The organism is uncultured Parvimonas sp. (assembly GCF_963524015.1).
Classification (GTDB): domain Bacteria; phylum Bacillota; class Clostridia; order Tissierellales; family Peptoniphilaceae; genus Parvimonas.
In genome coordinates this window covers 12,704-35,183 of sequence record NZ_CAURDT010000007.1, presented here as the reverse complement: position 1 = coordinate 35,183, position 22,480 = coordinate 12,704, and the positions used below count along the sequence as shown (strand labels likewise).

General features: G+C 28.2%; 17 protein-coding genes and 1 riboswitch. Of the genes, 9 read left to right on the top strand and 8 right to left on the bottom strand.

The annotated features are described in order from the left end of the window. Window positions 1-114 precede the first annotated feature (114 nt). A complete protein-coding gene (locus tag RWJ08_RS06645) occupies window positions 115-2,727 on the bottom strand; it encodes a SpaA isopeptide-forming pilin-related protein (RefSeq protein WP_313961515.1) in 2,613 nt (870 codons plus the stop codon). 401 nt (window positions 2,728-3,128) lie between these two features. Between RWJ08_RS06645 and RWJ08_RS06640 the strand changes: the two genes are divergently transcribed. The 3 genes from RWJ08_RS06640 (at window position 3,129) to RWJ08_RS06630 (ending at window position 7,956) form a co-directional block, all read left to right on the top strand. Beyond that, window positions 3,129-5,180 (top strand): pilin N-terminal domain-containing protein, encoded by a 2,052-nt coding sequence (locus RWJ08_RS06640; RefSeq protein ID WP_313961514.1) that lies wholly within the window; start codon window positions 3,129-3,131, stop codon window positions 5,178-5,180. 69 nt (window positions 5,181-5,249) lie between these two features. Then, a complete protein-coding gene (locus tag RWJ08_RS06635) occupies window positions 5,250-6,443 on the top strand; it encodes a SpaA isopeptide-forming pilin-related protein (protein WP_313961513.1) in 1,194 nt (397 codons plus the stop codon). A 268-nt stretch (window positions 6,444-6,711) separates the two neighbouring features. Then, entirely contained in the window at window positions 6,712-7,956 is a 1,245-nt protein-coding gene (locus tag RWJ08_RS06630; RefSeq protein WP_313961512.1) for an SHIRT domain-containing protein, read from the top strand. Window positions 7,957-8,125: 169 nt separating this feature from the next. On the opposite strand, the gene RWJ08_RS06625 is transcribed toward RWJ08_RS06630, so the two are convergent. Further along, window positions 8,126-8,773, bottom strand: coding sequence for an energy-coupled thiamine transporter ThiT (locus RWJ08_RS06625; RefSeq protein WP_313961511.1), 648 nt, complete (start codon window positions 8,771-8,773; stop codon window positions 8,126-8,128). A 39-nt stretch (window positions 8,774-8,812) separates the two neighbouring features. Next, window positions 8,813-8,901, bottom strand: a riboswitch (TPP riboswitch). Window positions 8,902-9,029: 128 nt separating this feature from the next. Between RWJ08_RS06625 and RWJ08_RS06620 the strand changes: the two genes are divergently transcribed. The 3 genes from RWJ08_RS06620 (at window position 9,030) to rpsI (ending at window position 10,832) form a co-directional block, all read left to right on the top strand. Further along, window positions 9,030-9,773, top strand: a complete 744-nt coding sequence (locus RWJ08_RS06620; RefSeq protein ID WP_313961510.1) for a glycerophosphodiester phosphodiesterase — start codon at window positions 9,030-9,032, stop codon at window positions 9,771-9,773. 211 nt (window positions 9,774-9,984) lie between these two features. Further along, window positions 9,985-10,419 (top strand): 50S ribosomal protein L13, encoded by a 435-nt coding sequence (gene rplM, locus RWJ08_RS06615; RefSeq protein ID WP_009354317.1) that lies wholly within the window; start codon window positions 9,985-9,987, stop codon window positions 10,417-10,419. 23 nt (window positions 10,420-10,442) lie between these two features. Further along, window positions 10,443-10,832 (top strand): 30S ribosomal protein S9, encoded by a 390-nt coding sequence (rpsI, locus tag RWJ08_RS06610; RefSeq protein WP_313961509.1) that lies wholly within the window; start codon window positions 10,443-10,445, stop codon window positions 10,830-10,832. A 191-nt stretch (window positions 10,833-11,023) separates the two neighbouring features. Here rpsI and RWJ08_RS06605 read toward each other — a convergent pair whose 3' ends face one another. Then, entirely contained in the window at window positions 11,024-11,608 is a 585-nt protein-coding gene (locus RWJ08_RS06605) for an Ltp family lipoprotein (protein WP_313961508.1), read from the bottom strand. 197 nt (window positions 11,609-11,805) lie between these two features. On the opposite strand from RWJ08_RS06605, the gene RWJ08_RS06600 reads away from it, so the two are divergent. The 3 genes from RWJ08_RS06600 (at window position 11,806) to RWJ08_RS06590 (ending at window position 16,726) form a co-directional block, all read left to right on the top strand. Further along, the gene (locus tag RWJ08_RS06600) at window positions 11,806-12,222 is read left to right on the top strand and encodes a hypothetical protein (protein ID WP_009354952.1); all 417 of its coding nucleotides are present in this window, start codon (window positions 11,806-11,808) and stop codon (window positions 12,220-12,222) included. Window positions 12,223-13,913: 1,691 nt separating this feature from the next. Further along, the gene (fumC, locus tag RWJ08_RS06595) at window positions 13,914-15,278 is read left to right on the top strand and encodes a class II fumarate hydratase (protein WP_009354721.1); all 1,365 of its coding nucleotides are present in this window, start codon (window positions 13,914-13,916) and stop codon (window positions 15,276-15,278) included. Window positions 15,279-15,313: 35 nt separating this feature from the next. Continuing rightward, a complete protein-coding gene (locus RWJ08_RS06590) occupies window positions 15,314-16,726 on the top strand; it encodes an aspartate ammonia-lyase (RefSeq protein WP_009354392.1) in 1,413 nt (470 codons plus the stop codon). A gap of 42 nt (window positions 16,727-16,768) precedes the next feature. Here the strand turns inward: RWJ08_RS06590 and RWJ08_RS06585 are convergent, their stop codons facing one another. From RWJ08_RS06585 to RWJ08_RS06565, 5 genes are all read right to left on the bottom strand, one after another. After that, window positions 16,769-16,954 carry a hypothetical protein gene (locus RWJ08_RS06585; protein ID WP_313961507.1) on the bottom strand — a complete coding sequence of 62 codons (186 nt, stop codon included), beginning with the start codon at window positions 16,952-16,954 and terminating at the stop codon, window positions 16,769-16,771. A gap of 160 nt (window positions 16,955-17,114) precedes the next feature. Continuing rightward, the gene (locus RWJ08_RS06580) at window positions 17,115-18,359 is read right to left on the bottom strand and encodes a hypothetical protein (protein ID WP_313961506.1); all 1,245 of its coding nucleotides are present in this window, start codon (window positions 18,357-18,359) and stop codon (window positions 17,115-17,117) included. A 202-nt stretch (window positions 18,360-18,561) separates the two neighbouring features. Then, on the bottom strand, window positions 18,562-19,827 hold the full coding sequence (locus RWJ08_RS06575; protein WP_313961505.1) for a hypothetical protein: 1,266 nt from the start codon (window positions 19,825-19,827) through the stop codon (window positions 18,562-18,564). A gap of 174 nt (window positions 19,828-20,001) precedes the next feature. Beyond that, entirely contained in the window at window positions 20,002-21,738 is a 1,737-nt protein-coding gene (locus RWJ08_RS06570) for a M3 family oligoendopeptidase (RefSeq protein ID WP_313961504.1), read from the bottom strand. An 18-nt stretch (window positions 21,739-21,756) separates the two neighbouring features. Then, the gene (locus RWJ08_RS06565; RefSeq protein WP_009354935.1) at window positions 21,757-22,113 is read right to left on the bottom strand and encodes a Spx/MgsR family RNA polymerase-binding regulatory protein; all 357 of its coding nucleotides are present in this window, start codon (window positions 22,111-22,113) and stop codon (window positions 21,757-21,759) included. Window positions 22,114-22,480 lie beyond the last annotated feature (367 nt).

The window sequence follows — 22,480 nt, the reverse complement described above, 5'->3', positions numbered from 1 at the left end:
CACCCTTCCACGATGCTTTGCATCGGGTGGGAACCCGGGAACCTTGTTGCTTCGCAATAGAAAAGACCTTGAGTTTTAAAACTTAAGGTCTTTTTTTATAAATTTTTTAATTTACTAAACTGATTTTTTCTTTTGAACTATATAATATGCTCCAGCTGAACATACCATAAATAATACTCCTGTTATGATAAACAAAGCTGTTCCACTTCCACCTGTATGTGGATATACTGTTTTTTCATTTGTAATATTGAGATTTTTAGTTTCTATATCTTCTCCATTTTCTTGGTATAAGACAATATTTTTAACTGTAGAAACTCCGTTTTGAACTTCTTTTTCTAAAATTATTTTTCTTTCTTCATTATCAATTTTTATGTGATATTCAATATTTGATTTTTTATATCCCATAGGAGCATTCTTTTCAGTAAGAATGTAAGTACCACTTTCAAAGTCAAGTGGAATTTCAAACTTAAAGCCATCTGCTGTACTCTTAGTTAAATCGTAAATTTCAGTCTTTCCTGAACTTCCTTTTAGCTCTAATTCCAAGTTTCCTTCTTTAATCAACTCGCCTAAAAGATTCACTTTATTTAACATAAAGTACATTGGGGTAAGTTTCTTGTTTTCGATATTATAAAAAGCTTCTTTAGATGAATAGATTGAATTATCATATTCAATTTCACCTTTTTTATTTACTTTAAAATATCTTACAAAATCCTTAGGAGTACGGTATCCTTCAGGAGCCTTTAATTCCTTAATTGCATATTCTCCAACTTCAAGTCCATTAAATTTGAATTTTCCGTCATTACCAGACTTTGAAATAACTTTCTTGTTATCTTTAGTTACAACTTCATATTCTCCGTTTTGAGATTTTTTATATAATTCAAACTCAACATTTTCAATAGGAATTTTATTATTTCCTTCTTTTTTGTACTTTAAAAATTCAATTTCAATATCTTTTATATTCGTTATCTTAACATCTCCAGATGTTGATTGAATGAAATTTTTATTATTTGAATATTCTATCTTAGTTTCAAAGTCTTTTGATAAAGCTTCTTCTTTAACATAATATTCAAAAGAGTATCCAAGATTGTCAAAAGGTATTAATTTTTCGAATTTAGTCTTCCAATCACTAGCTTTATTTAGAGTTCTTTCAGCAATTACTGTTTCTTTTTTAGAATTTGGAACTCTCGGATTAGTCGACTTCCTTATAAGCTTTATCTTAACATCTTTTCGCATCTCTTCAGGTAATTCATTACCACTCTTATATTTCCAAATCTTTTCTACATTTATATCTAAATACTCAGCTTTTACAGAAGGAATTGGAAAATCGATAGATTTATTAGGGTCACTATTCTTAGGAACCAATTTTGTTGGACCATTTACCTGATAGAATTTTCCTATCTTAAAATCTTTATCTTCTGTTCTTAAATTAACCTTATATCTTAAGTTAACCCATTGATCCTTTCCTAGATGCAAACCTGTTAAAGTAAGTTGTCTTGTAGGTCTACTATAATTAATCTCTACAGCTTCTAAAATAGAATCGTTAGATGCAGTAAGTTTAAAACTTTCAGGATTAGACAAGTTTAAATCTACCATTTGTCCCATAGGATCTGTTACAGTTCCATTAACAACTGTATTATGAATGTCCTTTTCTATTTTGCTAAGTATAGAGCTTAGTTGATTTACATTAGCAGAATCGTAATAATGATTTGGTGAAGTTGAAATGCTCTTCATCAACTTAACAATATCAGGTTTTTCAAGTGTTCCACTTGGATAATATTTTCCACCATTATATTTCTCTTGTGCAAGTTCAATACCGATTGTATAAGTTGCAATATCTTTAGTAAACTTTTTAGCTTCATAAGATGTTGGAATACCATGGTTATTGATATATAGATAACTATTAGTTAATGGATTCCAAACATTATATGCATTATGTTCATATGCAAAATTTTGTCCTAAAAAGTAAGTTAGCCCAGTTCCCTTTATGGTATTAGAAAATTGTGCTCCGTTTCTGTCTATCGAAGTCATTTCATAAGAATTTGTAGGCATACCATCAGTCAAATGTACTATTATTTTTTGCTTTGCATTACTTGTACTTAAAATCTGACGAGCTTCTTTAAGTGCCGCTTGTGTAAATGTTCCTCCAAGATATGTTTGACCTCGAGTTGTAGGAATATTACTAGGGACTTTATTAATAATTTCATTTGGATTTGTTGTAAAATGTTTAACACAAAGATCAGATGAATATCCAGGACGCGCAGCATGACTTACATATCTTCCATCGAATACATCAGTACCATAAGTTACTAAGGCAAGTCTTACTTTTCCTTTTCCATCTTTAAGAACATTCTTAGTAAATTCACTTAGTACTTTATGTGCAATACCAACACGATTATTTCTTTGCATTGAGTTGGAGTTATCCAAAACAATTACAATATCTTTAGTAATATCTTCTTCTTTATATTTTCCTTCAATTTTTAAATCTACATAAAACTCTCCATCCTTTTCGCCTTTGCTAACAGTTTTGGACAGCTTAGCATCTTCATAATCTATTGGTTGATTTTTAGCATTTCTAATAAGACCATCTATTTCATCATAATCAGTTGGAAAAGTTCCTTCTTGATTTGTTGTATAGCCTATTTCGGCATTAACAAAAGCTGATGATGTAAATTGAAATAAAAAAACTAAAACTAAAAAGCAACTAATTAAGACTTTTTTCGATTTCATTTCATTACCTTCCCCGAAAATAAATATATGTTAATCGTAAATATAATATGAACAAAAAATAAAATACCATTGTTTTTTACTATTGTGCATAAATATTCACTTCGAAATTTTTTTCTACAAAATTAACCATTATCAGTTTACAACATATTTAAAATAAAATCAATCCCTAAGAGTAAAAAATTATTAAACTTACAAATTTATAAAAATCTTTGGATTTTCTATTGTTTTTTTTCTGAATTAATGATATACTTATCGTGAAATTATAGAATATTTAGCATAGATATTCATAAAATTTAAATTTATAAGAGTATAATTTGCAAAAATTTGACATTAATAAGTCAAATTTTACTTATGTAAGCTCAAAAATTATAAGAATTTATTTATAGGAGGAGAGATTAGTTATGAAAAAAATAACTAAGATGATTGTTTCAAGTGTATTAGCATTTGCAATGGTTATCGGAATGTTTTCATCCATGTTTTCACCTGCAAAAGTAAGTGCTGAAGGAAATGGAACAAAAAAAGTAACTTTGCATAAATTACTTTTAAAGACAAAAGATGAATTGGATAAATGGGATAGTGAAAAAGTTAAAAAAGGTGGTTACAATGGAACTCAAGACCTTAACCAACTAAATCAAATTTTATCAAAAATTGGTGGTGGACATCCTGATTCTGTAAAAGAAATTCCTGGTGTTTATTTTGCATGGCAAAAGAAAAATGATGCTGGTGAATGGAAATACATTAAAAGTGATGGTTCAGATGCTACTGGATTAGATGATCCTAACATTTTAGGTGGTCTTACAACAGCTACTGGTAAAGACTTTGATGTTACAAAGCTTCCTGCTGGTGAATACCAAATAGTTGAAATTAGAGAAAAATCAACTTATGTTGGTAAAGGTGGAGAAACATTAACTTCTCAAAAAGCTGTACCAGTTCTTATAACTTTACCTTTGGTTAAAGAAGACGGAGTTATCGAAAATGCTCATGTTTATCCAAAGAATGTTCAAGAAAAGCCTCAAGTTGATAAGAATCTTGAAGGAAAAACAGATTATAATAAAGCTGATCAACAAAAAGGTAATGTAAATAAGATGATTGGTGATGAAGTTCCATACGAAGTAAAAACTAAACTTCCTAAAGATGCTAAATATAAGACTTTAAGATGGGAAGATACAATGACTAAGGGACTTACTTACAAAAAAGGTTTAGAACTTACTGTTAAAGTATTAGACCCTGCTGAAGATGTAACATTAACTTCTGGAACTGATTATGAATTAACAGAAAATGGCAGCGGATTTGTTTTAAATTTCAAAGCTGATGGACTTAAGAAAATTGAAGATGCTACTAAAAAAGGTGAAGTTGAATTTATTTTAAAATATAAAGCTATTTTAAATGGGGAAGCTGTAGTTGATACTCCAGATAAGAACCAAGTTAAATTTGATTATGATAATAAAGTAAGAGAATTTAAAGATCCAAGAGAAAATGAAGTAACTCCAAAGGATAATTCTATAGAAGTTACAAAGAGTTGGGCTGAAGGAAATGCTCCTGCTGGTGTTACTGTAACATATTACTTATATGAAAAAGGTGCAACTGCTGGAGATGATAAGGTTGTAGATAGTGTTACTAAAAAGGACAATTTTAATCATAAATTTACAGGTTTAGATGCAAGTAAAACATATTATGTAAAAGAAATTGTTGCAGGATATACTCCTGAATATAAAACTGAAGCAGGAAAGGTTACTGTTAAGAATACAAAAACTCCTGATAGTCCTGTACCTGTAATTCCAACTTCTCCAGAAGTAGTAACTTATGGAAAGAAATTTGTTAAAACTGGCGAAAATGGAACTGATAGATTAGCTGGTGCTGAATTTGTTGTTGAAAATGCAGATGGTAAATTCTTAGGATTAAAAGACTCTGCTACAGTTAAAGCTGACAGAGATGCCTATGCAGAAGCTCAAAAAAAATATGACGAAGCAATAAAAGCTTATAATGATTTAGAAACAAATAAGCAACAAGGTCAAGAAGGAACAGAAGCTAAAGAAAAAATTGAAAAAGCTAAGGTTATCCGTGATAAAGCATTCTTAAAAGTAAGAACTGACTATGAATGGACTACTGAAGAAAAGGCAGTTAAATTCACTTCCAACAAAGATGGTCAATTTGAAGTTGCAGGTCTTTTAGCAGGAAACTACAAACTAAAAGAAGTTAGAGCTCCTGAAGGTTATGCATTATTAAGCGGAAAAATTGATTTTGAAGTGAATGCAAATTCTTATTCAAGTGCTGGAGATATTAATTATTCTCAAGATCAAGCTGGTAAGACAGATGCAACAAAAGTTATAAATAAAAAAGTTACTATTCCTCAAACAGGTGGAGTAGGTACAGTTATCTTCACTGTTATTGGTATTACTCTTATGGGAGTTGCTGTTTATGCAATGAAGAGAAGAAATGCTGAAGAAAAATAATCTATAAAAATTAAATAATTATATCAGGAGTTTTCTCCTGATATAATTTTAGTTGAAGGAGAAGAAGCATTGAAAAAATTTACGAAAAATTTAATATCTATTGTAATGGCTTTTGTATTGCTTCTGAATATAGGCTTTATTAGCAAAACAGTATTTGCATCTGAAACTATAGATATTTTCTTGATTTCGCAAAAGGGAAAAGAAGAGAAAAAACCTATAAGAGATACTAAGTTAAAAGTTTGGAAGCTTAAAGACAGTTATGCTAATAAAGAAAAAAGTGAAATTATCGAAGAACTAAAAGATTTAAAAGATGAAGATATAAGTAAAGAAAATGGTAATTTTACCGAAACATCTAAAAGTGATGTAGATGGAAGGATTACTTTAAGTCTTGAAAAAGGAACTTATTATGTAAGAGAAGTTTCAGATAATTCAAGAGATTATGAAATATCACCTTTTGTTTTTAAAGTTCCCGATGACGGAAATACAATTTATTCTAAAACAATTATAAAAATACCTGATATTTTAGGAAAAGTAAGACTTTTAAAAATATCAGAAGAAAATAACCCTCTTGAAAATGTAGGTTTTAAATTATATATGAGAACTGCTAATGGAGATGTCGAAGTTCCACTAACAGAAAACTCATACGACAAAGAGGGCTCAACAAGAACACTCTATACAGATAAAAATGGACAGATTTTTATTGATAAATTACCTTTAGGAGAATATTTCTTTAGAGAAATTGAACCACTTTCAGGCTATACTGTAGATAATAGTGATACATTCTTCAAGATTGTTGACAGTAATGAAATCTCTCTTAAAGTAGTAAACAAAAAAGCTGAAACAGGAGATAAGTTATTTGTTAAAGTTTCAAGTGGTAAAAATCCGAAATTCCTTGAAGGTGCTCATTTCAAGGTAATGATAAAAGATGGAGATAAATTTATCCCTTTTAAAAGAGCTGGTAAAGATTATGTACTTGTTTCTGGTAAAAACGGAGGTTTCAAAGTTGAAAATCTTCCTTTTGGAACATATTACTTAGTAGAGACAAAAGCTCCAAAAGGTTATAGTTTGCTTTCAGAAAGTGTTGAATTTAAAATAGATGCAAATTCAAAGACTAATGAGGCAACAATTATAAAAAATAAACCGTTTAGAAGAGGACTTCCAAAAACTGGAGATATTCTATTTTTAATTATGACTGTTGGTGGTATAGTAATTTTTATTACTGGATATTTTATTAACAGAAAAGGAAAGAGTAAACAAAATTAATCAATTTTAATATTAATAAGATTGTCAGAGCATTGCAAGATATTGTATATGACGATGATTTAGAGAGATTTTAAATAGAAAATTACTAAAGAGCTGAGTAGTAAAACTACTAGCTCTTTTTTTGTTATTGAGAATTGCACAAAAAGGAAGATTTATGTTATAATATTAATTGCTATTATCATAATTACTTATATTAGATTAATTTTATTTGTCTAAAATAATGTAATTAAGTTCTAATAGCAAAATATTTTAACAAAAAGGGGGAAAAATGAAGAAGATAAGTTCAAAAATTCTTATTCTTACAATGTTAGTTGCAGTATTGCCGAACGTAAGTTTTGCAGAGCAAGAAAAAAGTGAAAAAACTCATAATGTTGGTACAAATTCTATTAATCGGAGAGAGACTGAGAAAAAATATGATGTAATACCTACATTTGTATCAGGAACAGCAGGTAAAAAATTACCAGATGGAGTAGAAAACCAAATTCCACAATCAGCTATTGACGCACCAAAAGGTTTTAAATATAAACTTAAAACTGATTTTAAAGAAGTAAAGGCTGATGGTGGAATTTGGAAGTTCAAAAGATGGGAAAAAGTTAATTCAGACGGAACTAAAACAGTAGTAAATAATGAAGTTCAAATTGTAAACGAAGATATCAAATTACAAGGAGTTTGGGAGTTTGAAAAAGATGGTCAAACAAATAAATTTAATGTAATATATAGATTTATTGCAGTCCCTGATGATAGAGATTTACCAGAAGCAGTTAAAAATAAAAAACCCGCAAATAAATCCAACGTTCCAAACGGTACAAAAATAACTCTTCCAAAATTTGATGATGTAAAAGTTGAAGGTGGAACTTGGAAATTCATAACTTGGAAGGTTCCAAAAAATAATCAAGTTGAACCAATAGAAAATGAAGCAATAGTTGAAAATGATGATTTGATACTACAAGGTGAATGGAAATTTGTAGAAGACAATCAAGAACAACCAAATCCACAAGCTTATAAATGGGTTCAAAATGATAATGGAAAATGGAGTTATCAATCAGCTGATGGAAAGTATAAAGTTAAAGACAGCTGGAAATTCATAAATAATGAATGGTATTTATTTGACAAAGATGGTTATATGATTGCTAATAGCTGGGTTAAAGACAATGAAAAATGGTACTATCTAGAAGCAACTGGTTCAATGTCAAAAAGTGAATGGGTATATAAAGACGGAAGCTGGTTTTATGCTAAATCTAATGGAAGCATAGCAGAAAAAGAATGGGTATACGTAGGTGGAAATTGGTTCTACGCTAAGTCAGGTGGATACATTGCTGAAAATCAATGGGTATATGAAGGCGGAAACTGGTTCTATGCTAAATCTAACGGATATATTGTAGAAAATGAATGGATTTTTGTTGGTGGTAAGTGGTATTATGCTCAAAAAGGAGGATATATCGCTCAAGGCAAAACGCTTAGAATAAGAAATGTAGATTATACTTTTGATAATTCTGGAGCTTGGATTAGATAATTTTTAAAAAATAATTATTTTATTATTAAAATAGTTGTTATAAGAAAAAATATTAATAAAATGAAAAAGGCTAGAATCAACTAGCCTTTTTTATTGTGAAACAACAAGGTTCCCGGGCACCCACCCGATGCAAAGCATCGTGGAAGGGTGGGGTTCTTATTACGAAAAATTAATTTGTTTTAAAATTGCTTGATTTTAATTTTTCTAAAGTATTTCTTACTATTGGTATAAAAAGTAATGCGACTGTTAAAGCACCTTCAGTTCCGATATATGAAATATTATACCAGATTGAATAAAATAGTGGGTTCCAACCTTCTGGTGCATAGGCTCCGAAAAATACATAACCTGATAATGTTGCAAAGATAAATCTTCCTGTAATTGAAATAAGGTAAGCAGGGATTAATTTATCTTTTTTATTTGCAAACAATCCGCTAAGTCCAAGAGAACCAAATGCTAGGATATAGTCGATAATTGCTTGAAATGGGGTATAAACTTCAGGCTTAATCAATAAATTTAAAAGTCCAAAAGTTATACCTGCTATAAGTCCTACTCGAAGTCCGAACATATAACCAATGAAAACAATAAAAATCATTGAAAATAAAGTAATACTTCCACCTTGTGGTAGGCTTAAAAACTTTATTTGATTTGCACTAATTCCAAGAGCTAATAAAATAGCAGAGTAAGTTAGTGCTTTTGTAGAAAATATTTTTTCATCTCTCCTAAAATAAAAGACAAAAAATAAAAAAGCAAAGGAAATCAACAATATAATAGTTGTTTTTCCAGCAGTACTTGAGAAAAATTTTCCAAAATTTTCCATAAAAAAAACCTCCTAAGATATTCACTAGAAAGTCCACAAAAAAAGACTATTCAACTTCCCTACGTCAGTATTAACTGAATCAGGTACAAAGGGTATTTCTCAGCTTAGTAGCACCCCTAGCGAATAAAAATATTTTGTATTTATATACTTTAATTTTTTACCCCTTTGGTAATCCATTAAACATAAAATCTTATTGAGTAAATTTTTTAAAAGTGATATACTTAAATATATTTTAAGTAGAAATTAAGGAGATATTATGAAAAAAATATTAAATTTAGCCCATAGGGGATTTTCCGGAAAATATCCTGAAAATACAAAAATTGCCTTTTTAAAGGCTATTGAACATTCTGATTGTGACGGTTTTGAAACTGATGTCCATATGACAAAGGATAAAAAACTTGTAATAATTCACGATGATACTGTTGACAGAACTTGTTCAAATGGAAGTGGTTTTATAAAGGACTTGACTTCAAAAGAGCTTTTGCAAATGGAATTTGGCTCACATAAAGGAAGCGAGTTTTTAGGAGAAAAAATTATATTTTTAGATGAGCTTTTACAAATTGTAAAGGATAATAAACTTTTTGTAAATTTAGAGCTTAAAAATAACTATGTTTTTTACTATGGACTTGAAGAAGCTGTTATTAAAATGGTAAAAGAGTTTGGACTTAAGGATAATGTAATTTTATCCTCATTTAATCATGAGTCAATGGAACTTTGCAAACAAATTGATCCTACTTTTAAGACAGGACTTCTCTTTGAAAGTCCAATGATGAATACAGTTGAATATATGAGAGGTATTAAGCACGAAGCTGTTCATCCGGGATATTATATGCTTTTACAAAAGCCATCTTGGGTAGAAGAATTTAAAAAGATGGGTCTTGAAATAAATACTTGGACAGTAAATGATGAAAAAGCAATGAAGTATCTAGTTGAAATGGGAGTAGATGCTCTAATTGGAAATTATCCAGATTTAACATCAAAAGTTTTAAAAGAATTATAAAAAAATCTTTAAAAGTATTGCAATTAGTATATATTTATGATATAATACTCAGGTATCACTTTTGGATATATGATATTTAAAAAGCCTTGTCTTTTTACAATATCGATCGCATAGCAGTCGAGGTTGCGATTAATAAGTCCTCGCCTACAAAATCGCTGGGTAGCGATGTCTAAATAACCCAATATTGTAAAAAGAATTAAGGAGGAATGAAATGAAAAGTTACGTAGCAAAACCTTGCGATGTAAATCGTAAATGGTATGTAGTTGATGCAAAAGACGTTGTTTTAGGTAGACTTGCAACTGAAGTTGCTTCAATCTTAAGAGGAAAGAAAAATGTTAGATTCCAACCATCATTCGATATGGGAGATTATGTTATTGTTGTTAATGCTGAAAAAGTTAAATTAACTGGTAAGAAATTACAACAAAAAGAACATAGATACTATACTGGATATTCAAATGGTTTAAAAGCTATTTCTTATGAAAAAATGTTACAAACTAAACCTGAAAAAGTTATTGAATTAGCTGTTAAGGGAATGCTTCCAAAGAATACTTTAGGAAGACAAATGTTCAAGAAATTAAAGGTTTATGCAGGTCCTGAACACAATCACGAAGCACAACAACCTGAAGTTTTAACATTAAGTGAATAGGAATAGAAAGGAGATTAACATATATGGCAACTCAATATATAGGAACAGGAAGAAGAAAAACTTCAGTAGCTAGAGTTTTCTTAACACCTGGAAATGGAAAATTTGTTATTAATAAAAAAGATATAGATGAATATTTTGATTATGATACTTTAAAGGTTACTGCAAAAGCACCTTTAGAAATAACAGAAAGTCTTGGTAAATTCGACGTTTATGTAAATGTTAAAGGTGGCGGATTTACAGGACAAGCTGGAGCAATCAGACATGGTATTGCAAGAGCATTATTGGAAGTTTCTGCTGAATTAAGACCTGTATTAAAAAGAGCTGGTTTCTTAACAAGAGACCCTCGTAAGAAAGAAAGAAAGAAATATGGTCTTAAAAAGGCAAGAAGAAGCCCACAATTCTCAAAGAGATAAGACAAAGAAATTTGGAGTGTTGGAAAATACGTATTTTCCAACACTTTTTTATTGCTTAAATTATTTTAAAAAGCTAAAAAATGTATAAAAACTTACTAGTAGCATACAAGTAGCATACAAAATTATAATAAAAAATAGAGTGATAATTCACTCTATCAAGGTAATAGTTCTATTGCTTTTTTTTATCTAAATTATTTTTTTAAATGTTTAATTGCGTACTCCGTTTCTTCCTCACTAAATAGTTCAACATCAATCATAAAATCTCTAATCTGCTTCAAATCAAAATTCTTATATCCATCAATTTTTTTTACAGCTTGTTCTTTAAAATCAACATTTAAATTATCAACCGCATATTGTGCTGCTTCTTTGCTAAAGCCATCTCCATTGACTAATTCGTCTTTATTTGTAGAACTAAGTTGATAATATATCCATTTTTTAGATCTATACATATAATGAGAGTAATGTTGAGCTTTTTTTAGAGCTTCTTTGTACTCTTGAGGAATATTTCCATTTGCAGTTGCTTTTTTTACAGCCTCTCTATTTTCTTTCTCAATTCTTTCATCTTCTATTTTTTGCTTTTCTCTTTTTTCATCCTTCTCTTTTTTATAATTATCTATCTGTTTTTCTGTTTCTTTCTTTTCTTGAGTATTTTGTTCGGTTGTTACCTTTGTATCTTGTTTTTTTGATGAAGAATCTTTTTTACTTGAATAATAGTAGATTCCAAAAACAACCACTAAAGATAAACCAACTAATAAAATTGTTATATTTTTTTTCATTATTTCCTCCTAAAAAATTATAAATTCATTATACCATAGAATAAACTAAACAGTCAAAAGCAGGTATGTCATAAAGATTGACTAATTCTTTTATTTATTATTAATAGTATTTCTTAAATAAATAAGATTTAATATTTATGCTTATGACTTTAAAAAGGGTATAGAAATATTGTATTGTTTTTTATAAAGGAGGAATTATGTTTAAATTATTTAAAGCATTTGTTATTATGTTAAGAGCACATATCAGACAGAAAGATAAAGCGGGTAGATGTTATATTTTTCATCCGATAAATGTTGCATTGGGAGTTAATGGAGTTAGAGCAAAAACTGTAGCTTTATTACATGATGTACTTGAAGATAGTGAATTGTATAGTATAGAGGATTTTAAATTTTTAGATAAAGAGCAAATGGAAGCCATTTTACTTTTAACACATAATGCTGACGAGGAGTATTTTGACTATATAAATAGAGTAAAGACCAATAAAATAGCTTTGGCTGTAAAATTGTCAGATTTAAGGCATAATTCAAACTTAAAAAGATTAAAAACTATAACAGAAAAAGATATTAATAGAAGAAATAAATATTTAAAGGCAATGGAAATTTTAGAATATTAAAAGCAATTATAAATTCGTTTTATAATTGCTTTTGTCTTGTATTCAATTTTGGTTATAAGACTGCTTATTAATTATAATAAAAGTTTTTTAAAATATAGAATATTTATAAATCATAAATAATTTTTGAAGTTAATTTACTATTAACGTCTAGCCCTTAAACTAAGGAATTTCTCTTATGCGTCATTTCGACTGTAGCGAAGCGAAATGAATCTAGCCCTAACTTTGCTTGTTTACAAGCAATAATATTTCTGAAAGAAATAAAATAAATTTAATGATGTATCTACGATACATTTACTTTTGCTAAAGCAAAAGTATGAGATCTCTGCAGTCGATTGTACTCAAATCAAAGATTTGAACAATCTTTGCGTCAGACCTACTATAGATTATTTACAAGTAAATAATCTAAGTTAGGGCTAGATTCACTCCATTCGTTTCACTCATTTCAGTCGAGATGACGTGTTTGGGGCATTTCTTTGCAAAGTGTTATGACGTGAATTATTAACTATGAAATAATAGGGTTATTACTTTTTTACTTAATAAAAGATAAAAGCATTATAAAATTTTAGATTTTTTTATTTTAAATTGAAAATAAATGTTGAAGTTTATTTACTTCTAACGTCTTTTTACTAAACGAAGATTTCTCCTTATGCGTCATTTCGACCGAAACGTAGCAGAGCGGAGTGTAGTGGAGAAATCTAATGTTTTTACTTTTCTACAAGCAATAGTATTTCTGAAGGAAATAAGTTTTAATAATTGTAAATTAATTTGAGTATATGAATATGAAGCAGTTGTAAACTATAACAATAAATTGTTATTTAATAAATAACTAACAAAAAATGAACAAAATGTTAAACATTTTGTTATTTTTGTGTTATAATTAATATAGTTTTACGCATAATGGTAAAACTATATTAATTTCATCATAATCTTCATTAAAAAATAATTAAAAAGAAGATTATGATATATCATACTTTCCATTTAGGATAAAAAGTTTAGGGAGAAGTATGATGAAATTAGGTTTCCAATTTAGATAAGTTTATTGTGAACCTAATTATAATTAATAGAATAGTGAAGAAAACTTTTTGTAAAGACTATTAATTTCACCATAATTACCATAAAAAATAATCAAAAAGGAATTATGGTATAATTGTCTTTACCACAAGGTGTAAAGACATATTTATTGCATCATAATCTTAATTAAAAAATAATTAAAAAATAATTAAAAAGAAGATTATGATATATCATACTTTTCAGTTAGGATAGAAAGTTTAGGGAAAAGTATGATGAAATTAGGGTTCCAATTTAGATAAGTTTATTGAGAACCTAATTTTAATTAATAGTGAAGAAAACTTTTTGTAAAGACTATTAATTTCACCATAATTACCATAAAAAATAATCAAAAAGGAATTATGGTATAATTGTCTTTACCACAAGGTGTAAAGACATATTTATTGCATCATAATCTTCAAAAAAATAATCAAAAAGAAGATTATGATATATCATACTTTCCATTTAGGATAGAAAGTTTAAGGAAAAGTATGATGAAATAGGTTTTAAAATTATATATTTTTAAAAAACTAATTTTAATTAAAAGGATTAATTTTTTTTGTCCATTTTTAATAAATATTTAATAAAAATAAATTAACTTTATTTTCAAAAGATAAAAAATGATTAAATATAGGAGGGTTCTAATGAGTTATAAGGTTTATAAAGACTCTATTGGAGAAATAAAGGTAGAAAGTGATAAGCTTTGGGGAGCTACTACACAGAGAAGTTTTGAAAATTTCAAAATTGGAAATTACAAAATGCCAACTGAAGTTATAAGAGCTATGGCTACTGTTAAGTATGCTTGTGCTATGGCTAATTATGAGCTTGGGGATTTAAACAAGGAAAAATTTTCTGCAATAGAAAATGCTGTTCAGGAAATTTATAGTGGAAATCTTGATGAACATTTTCCACTTGTAGTTTTTCAAACAGGAAGCGGTACTCAAACTAATATGAATTTGAACGAAGTAATTGCAAATTATGCAAATCAAAAGGTGGGTAAAACTTTAATTCACCCAAATGATGATGTGAACAAATCTCAAAGTTCAAACGATACTTTTCCAACAGCTTTACATATTGCTTGTTTGGATGTTATTGACAGAAAGCTTATTCCGTCAATGAAAACTTTGATTTCAGCTTTCAAAGCTTTTGAAGATGCAAATAGCAATATTATCAAAATTGGTAGAACTCATCTACAAGATGCTGTACCTATTAAGATTTCTCAAGAGTTTAGTGGTTATAGAAATTCTATTGAAAAATGTCTGGAATATATTGAATTTACTAGAAAAGGTCTTTTAGAAATTTCACTTGGAGCAACTGCAGTTGGTACAGGAATTAATACCAAAGAAAACTTTAAGAATATTGTTGCAAAATATGTTTCAAAAATTACAGGCAAGGACTTCAAACCTGCTGAAAATTTCTTCCATTCATTGACAATGAAAGATGCTGTTGTAGTTTCTCACGGAGCCATCAAGGCACTTGCAATGGATTTAATTAAGATTGGAAATGATATAAGATTTTTAGCTTGTGGACCACGTTGCGGCTTTTCAGAAATTGAAATTCCTGCAAATGAACCTGGAAGTTCAATTATGCCTGGTAAGGTAAATCCTACTCAAATAGAAGCTTTGACAATGGTTTGTGCAAGAGTTTTAGGAAATGATACTACAATAAGTTTTTGTGCATCTCAAGGAAATTTTGAGCTTAATGTGTATATGCCTATTATTATTCACAGTTTTGTTGAATCTGTAAATTTACTTTCAGATGCAATGGAATCTTTTGTTAAGAACTGTGTAAGAGGAATAAAAGTAAATAAAGAAGTTGTAAATAAATATTTGAATGAATCTTTAATGCTAGTAACTTCACTTAATCCATATATTGGATATGATAAGGCGAGTCAATGTGCAAAATATGCCTTTAAGGAAAATACAACATTAAAAAAAGCAGTTTTACATTTCGGTTATTTAACAGAGTCAGAATTCGATGAAATTGTTGACCCTAAAAAAATGGTTTAAAATATAATTTATATAAAGGAGAGTAAGAAGATACTATGGAAGCAAAACAAGGATACAGAGTTGAACACGATTGTATTGGAGAAAGCTTAATTCCAGAAAATGCTTATTATGGAATTCACACTCAAAGAGCAACAGAAAATTTCAAGATTACAAGAAGAAAAACAAATCCTGAAATGATTAAATCAGTTGCTGAAATTAAGAAAGCTTGTGCTATTACAAACTTTGAAGCGGGAGTTTTAAGCGAAAAGAAAAAGGATGCAATAGTTTATGCTTGTGATGAAATTATCTGGGGAAGATATTTAGATCAATTTATTGTTGACCCAATTCAAGGGGGCGCAGGAACAAGCCATAATATGAATGCAAATGAAGTAATTGCAAATATCGCTATTGAACATTTAGGTGGAAAACTTGGAGATTATTCAATAATTCATCCTAACGATGATGTAAATATGGGACAATCTACAAATGACGTTTATCCAACAAGTGGTAAAATCGCTCTTATCAGACTTTTAGGCGAAACAATTGAAAGTTTAAAAGAATTAGAAAGTGCTTTACTTGTAAAAGCTGAAGAATTTGATGATGTTATTAAAATGGGAAGAACTCAAATGCAAGATGCTATTCCTATTAGACTTGGACAAGAATTCAGAGCCTATGCAACAGGAATTTCTAGAAATATTAAATTATTTAAAACAGCATGTACAGTTTTAAAAACAGTAAACATGGGTGCAACTGCAATTGGAACAGGACTTAATGCTGATGTAAGTTATATGGATAAGATTGTAAAAAATCTTGCTCAAGTTACAGATATGGAATTAGTTCAAGCAGAAGACTTAATTGACGGAACACAAAACATTGATGTTTTTGTTCATGTTTCAGGTCTTGTAAAGAGTTGTGCAATCAGTATGTCTAAAATCGCTAATGACTTAAGACTTATGTCTTCAGGTCCAACTTGTGGTTTTGCAGAAATCAATTTACCTGCAAGACAAGCTGGAAGTTCAATCATGCCAGGAAAAGTAAATCCTGTAATTCCTGAAGTTGTTTCTCAAGTTGCTTTCAACTGTGCAGGAAATGACTTTGCAGTTACAATGGCTGCAGAAGCAGGACAACTTGAACTTAATGCTTTTGAACCAGTTATTTTCTATAACTTATTTGAATCAGTTGAAACAATTGGTAGAGCAGCAAGTACATTTGTTCATAACTGTATCTTAGGAATTACTGCAAATGCAGAAAGAACTAAAAATATGGTTCATAATAGTTATGGAATCGTAACTGCTTTTGCTCCACATATTGGATACGAAAAATCAGTTGAAGTAATTCATAAGGCTATTGAACAAAATTTACCTGTAAAAGCAGTTTTAATTTCAGAAAAAATTATGACTGAAGAAGAAATTGACAATATCTTAGATGTATTCTCAATGACTACACCAGGAATTGCAAAGAAAAACTAATATTTAAATTTAAAAGGACATTCAAACGAATGTCCTTTATTTTTATTTTTTCTTAGATACCTCATAGTATAAAATTAATATCGTAATTAACATTGAAAGATATATTAGAAATGTATATTCAAAATCTAAATAATGTCCACAAAATGGGATATACACCAAAATATTTGTTATATACAGTATTAATAATAACCAAATTAAAAGAAGTCCCTTTATTGTTTTTCTGTTCATAAGCCCTCCTACTAATATCACTCTATAATTATACTAACATAATAAATCGATAAAGTCAACGCTTTAGATAAAAAAAGAAAAAATATATTTATAATGTTTTTAGACATAAAAAAGGCGATTAAAAAAATCGCCGTTTATCAATAATATTTTCTTGTAAATTCTATTTTCCTTTAAGTTTAAGAATATGAAGTTCTGCTTCCTTTGAATCCTCATTTTCCCTAACTATGTAGGAAATAGAGTTATTTGTAACTTCTATTTTTGAAATAGACTTTTCTTTATCTCTATATGTCTTTTTAAGTAATAATTTCCCGTCACTATTGTAAACGTAAGCAGTATAAGTATTATCTAGCAAATACAAATCGTTGATTTTATAAGCATCTACAATATCCATTCCATTTGTTACATCAGGAATATCTGTACTTTGCATATTTGATAGATTGAATACTTTGCCTGTATTGTATTTTGAATCATCAAGCACATAGCCACTTGTAAATAATAGCTTGTCATCTCCTGAAACGAATAAAGCTTTTCCATTTTTAGCGTTTTGAGGACTCTTTATTCTATCTAATTCTAAAACTTTTTTAAACTCACTAGGGGAAGTACGCTTATAAATATCTGAAGAACCTTCTTCCATCTTATCATCATTTTGATAATTCAACACTTGGTAATATATTTCATTTCCAAGACCACCAGCAAACTTAATATAACTTCCATTTAGTTTCTTATTTTCTGTCTTTAACTCTTTTTCTTCAAGTAATCTCAAACTTGCACCGTCAATATTAAATTGAAGAATATATGACTTTATAATATTATTATCAATGGTATTTTCGCAAGTTAAAATCAAATTACGTCCATCAATCGTAACTGTTGGCATTTTGTTATATACTTGATAATCGCCAGATATCTCAGCTTTATCTTCATTAAAGTATTTTTGCACATTTTTATTTTTATCAATAACAATATAATTATACTCATATACATTAGAAAATTTATTTTCACCTTTTGCAACATTTTTGTCATTGACCTTAACTATAAATAGTGTTTCATCAATAACACCATCTCTTGCAATGGCATACATATTTGTCTTTTCATTTCCTTTAATTTCATAAATTATATCTGTAATATCATCTTTTATATTTTTAGAAGCGTAGACTATATTACCATTACTCGTATATCTAAAATAGAGTTTATTATTCTCTGCATTATAATTTAAAAATTTAAATTCAGTTGCATTCTTTGGAATTTCAACCTTTTTTATCTCTTCATCGAAACTTGCATTCTCAATACTCTCTTTTTTCGTTTCTTTAGTGTTTTTGGAATTTGAATTATTCTTTGATTTACTTGTACAAGAAGTCAAAAGTAAAGAAAATGCTAATATACAAATAAATAATTTCTTAAATTTCATAAAGCACCGCCGTTCATATAGTTTAGAAAATTTACCAAAACATCAGTAATTACGCGTTTTGGTAACTATGAATATCATAACATAGCAATAATCTAAAGTCAATGCTTTAAATTGAGAGTAGTTTAAACAAATCCAACTAATTTTAGACAAAAAAATGGCGATTTTTAATCGCCATTTATCAATGATTATTTGCTTTTTAATTTTATTTTTCTTTGAGTTTAATAATATGAAGTTCTGCTTCTTTTGATTCTAAATTATCACTAAATAAATAAGAAATAATATCGTTCGTAACTGCCATTTTAGATATAATTTTTTCTTTGTATTGATAATTTATTTGAAGTAACAATTTTACATCGCTATTATAAGCATATATACTCCTATTGTTGTTTAATATATATAAATCTTTTATTCTATAGATATCAGTAATATCATATGGACTTTCGATATTTGGAATTTCTGTACTTGACATAGTTTCTAAATTGAAAACTTTACCGGTATTGTAAGTAGATTCAACCATTAAAAATTCACTTATAAATAATAACTTATTATCTCCTGAAACGAAAGCAGCTTTTCTGTTTTTTACTTCTGTTGGAGCATTTATCTTATTTAATTCTAAAATTTTTTTAGATTCTTCTGTAGATATATATTTGAAAATATCTGAAGATCCTTCTGCAAGGCTATCTTCGTTATTATAAGTTACCACTTGGTAATACAGATTGTTTTCAAAACTACCAGCAAACATAATATACTTACCATTATACTTATCATTTTTGATACTTAATTCTTCTTCTTTAAGTAAAGTTAATTGTCCATCGTCAATATTGAATTTTAGTAGATAGCTTTTTAGTATATCTTTATTAATCATATTTTCACAAGTTAAAATTAAATTATGACCATCAACACTAACTGATGGGATTATTGCATATGTTTGATTATCACCTGACATTGAATCTTCATCTTCATTAAAATATTTTTGAATATTTTTGTTTTTGTCTACAACGATAAAATTGTATTCAAAAAGAGTCTCTTCATTATCTTTCTCTTTATTTTCAATATTTTTGTGATTGACCTTTACTATGAATAATTTTTCATCAATAATACCATCTATTGCAATGTCGAACATATTTTCCTTTTCTTTACCTTTAATTTCATAAATTATATCAATAGTTCCATCTTTTAAATTTTTAGATGCATAAACTAACTTATTTTCAATTGTATAATTAAAATATAATTTATTATTTTCCGGATTATAATTTAAAAAACGCAAATGAGAAATTTTTTGTGGAAGTTCTACTTTTTTTATCTCTTTTTCAAAAGATATTTTATCTACAGTTTCCTTTTCAGCATCTTCTTTGTTTTTAACTTCTTCCTTATTTTCAACATTGGATTTATCCTTTGGTGTAGGTGAGCAGGAAGTTAGAAAAAGGGAAAAAGAAAATAAACAAACAAATAATTTTCTAAATTTCATAAAGCAACTCCTTTATTCATTTAAAACTTTTTTTAACTAAACTCTTCTATCATTTATAGCTTATCACAATAAAACAATGAAGTCAATACTTTATTTAAAAAAGGATATTATGATTGAATATAACAAAATTTAAAACAAAAAATGGCGATTAAAAAATCGCCATTAATATTTTAATTATTTACTTGTCAATTCTATAAATTCGTCAATTTCTTCTTTTATGCTTTCAAGGGATTTTAACCAGAAATCTTTTTTAGTTAAATCAATATTCATAACTTTTGCAACATCTTCACAAGTATTGGTTGTAGTTGCTTCTAAAAGTTCTTGATATTTTTCTACAAAGCCATTAGGATTTTCTTTGTAAATTGCATAAAGGCCTCTTGAGAAAAGTCCGCCAAATGAGTAAGGGTAGTTATAGAATGAGAAACCTGCTGAATAGTAATGTGGTTTACAAGCCCACATAAATGGATGGTAAGTTTCAGGATCAAGTCCATCTCCATAAGTATCTTTTTGAGCATTTCTCATAATTTCTTCTAATTCTTCAGTCATCATAAAGTGGTCAAGTTTTCTTTCAAAAACTTCTTTTTCAAATAAAAACCTTGAATAGATATCAACAGTAATTTGAGCACAGTCAGAGATTTGAGATTCCATCAAAGTAATTTTATCTTTTTCTGATGCTTCATTTAATGCTGCGGACATAATTAAATTTTCATTGAAAATTGAAGCTGTTTCAGCAACTGGCATTGGATAATCCCAATTTAAAGGTAGATGATTTTCAACATGAAGTCCATGATATGCATGTCCTAATTCATGCGCAAGAGTTAAAACAGAAGAAAGGCTTCCGTCAAAGTTCATCATAACTCTTGATTGTTTAATAAATGGAAGATTGCTACAGAAAGCTCCACCAACTTTTCCTTTTTTAGGGAAGTAGTCAATATAATTTTTATCAAATGCCTCTTTAACCATTTTTACCATATCGTCTGAAAATGTTGCAAAATGTTTCAATAAAAATTCTTGAGCTTCTTCAACTGTGAAAGTTCTATCACTCTCTCCAATACTTGCAAATAAGTCGTAGAATTTTAAACCACCTTCATATCCTAGAAGTTTAGCTTTATGCTTAAAATATCTTCTAAAATGTGGTAGGTAGTCGTCAATACTTGACCAAAGAGCGGTCAAAGTTTCTCTCTTTAATCTTGCATTTTCTAAAGATTCATCAAGAGCAGTTTCAAAACCTCTCATCTTTGAAGTTGTATTAACTTCTTGTTTAATATTATTTAAAGAAAATGCGATTGAATCTTTTATGCTGTCGTAAAGTTTCAATTCACTGTAAAAAGCTTCTTTTCTTGTATTTGCATCTGGAGAATAAGCTAAGTTTCTAATTTCACTTAAAGTCTTTTCCTCGCCTCTAAACTCTATAGATGCCTTTGAAGTCAAGAAATTAAACATAAATTCCCAAGCATTTGAGCTTGAAAGTTTCATTTTTGCGATAACTTCTTCAATATCTTCAGGCAAAACATGTTTTAAAGCATCTTTTTTATTCTTAAAGAAGAATTCATAGTTCTTTAAATATTCATCTTTAGTAATATCAACAGTGATAGAACCTAAGAATTTATCAGCTTTTGTAAAAGTTTTTGCATAATTTGAAAGTTTTGCATTCAAATTATTGCTGTAGTAAGTTGTCTTTTCATCAGTTGTGTTTATAGCTTGGTTAAGCTCGATAAATGAAAAAACCCTGTAAATTGTAGTATTAACTTCTTCAAGTATTTTAATAACTGCCTTAACACTTTCTAAATTGTCTTCTAAATTAAGTTTCCCTAAATCAGTAAGCAAAGTGTCAATTTTTTTGAAATCGTTTTGAAATTCAGCACTTTCATAAGAAGGATAAATTTCAACTAAAGAATATTGTTGATCCATAATTTTCTCCTTTATATATTATTTTTTAAGTAAAACATTCCAGTCGTTTTCTTTAAAACCGATAAGGAAAATTTTATTTTCTTCATCAATTAAAACAGGTCTTTTAATAAGAGAACCATCTTTTACCAATAATTTAATGGCTTCATCAACTGAAAGATCATCAAAATTTTCTTTTAATTTTAAATCTCTATAAGTTTTACCACTCGTATTGAAAAGTCTCTTTAATCCCATACTACCTTGAACAGCCTTTATTTGAGCCTTAGTAGGAGTTTCTTCTTTAAGGCTTATTTCCTTAAAATCAATTCCATTTTCCTTTAAGAATTTTTTTGCTCTTTTACAAGTTGTGCAATTTGGATATTCGAAAAAAAGTTTCACTATAACACCTCCCATTATACTTGATTATTATATATTAACCAAAGATTTATTAAAATGTAAATTGTCCATTTTGACAGACTTATACATATTTATAAACTTTACATCTTATAACAACATACCCATTTTATTACAATAACCTTAAATTAAGTTAAAAAGAAATAATTATAAAATATAAAAAATGTTGTTTAAGAAAAAACGTTAAACTATATCCTTTTATAGAATAATTTAGCAACGATTTAATTCTAACATTTATTTTAAATAAAATCAACAAAGAGTTAAAGTAAATAAAGAAAAAACTAAAAAAAATTAGTAAAAAGGTATTAAAAGGTATTGTGTAATATATAGTAGTGTGGTATGATATATATAA